The following is a 2,321-nucleotide window of genomic DNA, read 5'->3' as shown; positions in this document are numbered from 1 at the left end:
TGGGTATCTGGTTCGTCAAACCGGGTTGAGCGGCGGTATTAACGCTCGTCTCAGGTTCGCTCGGTAGGAAGTCGGCGTCAGGTGAGCGAGGTAACGGGTGTAGGAGGCTATTGATGGCAGTCGACGCAGTGTCGTCTGGGGAAGTGCCGCCTGGTCGGTTGGCGGGCCGGTGGGTGCCGTGGCTGGTGATTGGTTTGTGGGTGGTGCTGGCGGCGGTGATGGTGCCGTTGAGTGGGAAGTTGAGTTCGGTGACCACGGACAAGGCTGTGGACGCGTTGCCGGCCAGTGCCGAGTCCACCAAGGTGGCGGTGCTGGAGGACAGTCTGCCCGGTGGTGAGGACAACACGTTCGTGTTCGTCTATCACCGTGCCGGTGGCTTGACCTACAACGACCGTGCCGCGGTCGGGCGTCACTACAACGCTCTTGCCAAGCGGTACCCGCCGAAAACAGCGGCGGCGGCTGAGGAGGACGACGACGGCCCGCCGATCAGGCCGTCCCACGACGGCAAGGCGATGATGTTCACCCTCGAGGTGAACACGGCCTACGGCCCGCCGGAGGAGATCGTCGGGCCGGTGCGTGACGCCGCGAAGGACCGCCCCGCCGGTCTGGACCTCGAGGTGACCGGCCCCGCCGCGATCGACGGTGACCTGGACGCCGTCTTCGACGGCATCGACCTGCAAGTGTTCCTCACCACCGTCATCGTCGTCACCGTCCTGCTCATCCTCACCTACCGCAGCCCGGTGTTGTGGTTCGTCCCGCTGGTGGCCGTGGGCGCGGCCGCGCTGACCTCGATGGCGACCGTCTACCTGCTGGTCAAGGGCTTCGGTATCGTGGTCGACAACCAGAACTCGGCGCTGCTGACAATCCTGGTGTTCGGCGTCGGCACGGACTACGCGCTGCTGCTCATCGCCCGATATCGAGAAACGCTGCACCACCACAACAACGTCCGGGTCGCGATGATCCACGCGCTGCGCGGCGCCGCGCCGGCCATCGTCGCGTCCGCGGCCACCGTGATCGCCGGGCTGCTCTGCCTGCTCGCCGCGGACCTCAACAGCATCAGCGGGCTGGGCCCGATCGGCGCGGCCGGCATCCTGTGCGCGCTGGTGGCCATGCTGACACTGTTCCCGGCGATGCTCGTGGTACTCGGCCGGTGGATCTTCTGGCCGGCCATCCCACGCTTCAGCACAACCCTGCAGGAAAAGCCGGGACTGTGGGGACGCCTCGGCGCCGCCATCAACCGCCGCCGGTGGGTAGCCACACTCGGCTCGCTGGCAATCCTCGGCGTACTCGCCGTCGGACTGACCGGCAACACCGGCGCCCTGCGCGAACAGGACCAGTTCCTGGACCCGCCGGAATCAGTCACCGGCTTCACCGTTCTACGCCAGCACTTCCCGGAACTCGGCGGCCAGCCGATGACCATCTACACCCGGCCGGCATACCAGCAACAGATACTCGACATCGTCAAACGCACCCCCGGCGTGGCCCAGGCCAGCCCAGGCCAGAGCAGCGGCGGCTGGACCGACATCTCCGTGTTCCCGACCGACGCGCCGGACACCGCCGCCGAATACGACACCATCAAAAGAGTACGCACCGCCGTACACACCGTGACCGGGGCAGAAGCGATCGTCGGCGGGCCAAGCGCAGAAAACCTCGACACCGAAACAACCACCAGCCGCGACGAAAAACTGGTCATCCCCCTCGTACTCGCCGTCGTCCTGATCGTCCTCGGGCTACTACTCCGCGCGGTCGTCGCCCCGCTGATCCTGATGGCCACCGTCATCGTCTCATTCGCCGCAGCCTTCGGCGGCAGCGTCTTCGTCTTCGACACCATCCTCGGATTCAAAGGCCTCGACTACTCGGTACCACTACTGGCATTCCTGTTCCTGGTCGCCCTCGGCGTCGACTACAACATCTTCCTCACCAGCCGAGCACGAGAGGAAACCGCACGCCTCGGCACCAGAGACGGCATGCTCAAAGCCCTCTCCGCCACCGGCGGCGTCATCACCTCGGCAGGCCTGGTCCTCGCCGCCACCTTCGCCGTCCTCGCCTCACTCCCACTGGTCATGCTCATCGAAGTCGGATTCCTCGTCGCCTTCGGCGTCCTGCTCGACGCCCTACTCGTCCGCTCAATCCTGGTACCCGCCATCACCCTGCTCATCGACCGACGAATCTGGTGGCCAAGCCGACTATCCCGCCCGACGGCCGCGCCCCCGGGAGGGCGACACGCACACACCGACAACGAACAACTCGCACTACAACGCTAAACACAACAACACAAACAAGATCCGGGACGGCAACCCAAACCCGTCCCGGATCTTTGC

General features: G+C 65.8%; 2 protein-coding genes. One reads left to right on the top strand and one right to left on the bottom strand.

The window, feature by feature from the left end:
* Positions 1-256: hypothetical protein (locus tag QSK31_RS48365; RefSeq protein WP_285691971.1), on the bottom strand; the 256-nt coding region annotated here is incomplete at its 3' end.
* On the opposite strand from QSK31_RS48365, the gene QSK31_RS48360 reads away from it, so the two are divergent.
* The gene (locus QSK31_RS48360) at positions 249-2,264 is read left to right on the top strand and encodes an MMPL family transporter (protein ID WP_285691970.1); all 2,016 of its coding nucleotides are present in this window, start codon (positions 249-251) and stop codon (positions 2,262-2,264) included. The two genes, QSK31_RS48365 and QSK31_RS48360, sit on opposite strands and share 8 nt — an antisense overlap.
* The last annotated feature ends 57 nt before the right edge of the window (positions 2,265-2,321 follow it).

Origin of the sequence: Actinoplanes sp. NBRC 103695 (assembly GCF_030269485.1) — a bacterium.
In the GTDB taxonomy this organism is placed as follows: domain Bacteria; phylum Actinomycetota; class Actinomycetes; order Mycobacteriales; family Micromonosporaceae; genus Actinoplanes.
Note: the sequence above shows the minus strand (reverse complement) of the source record. Positions and strands in the feature narration are given on the sequence as shown.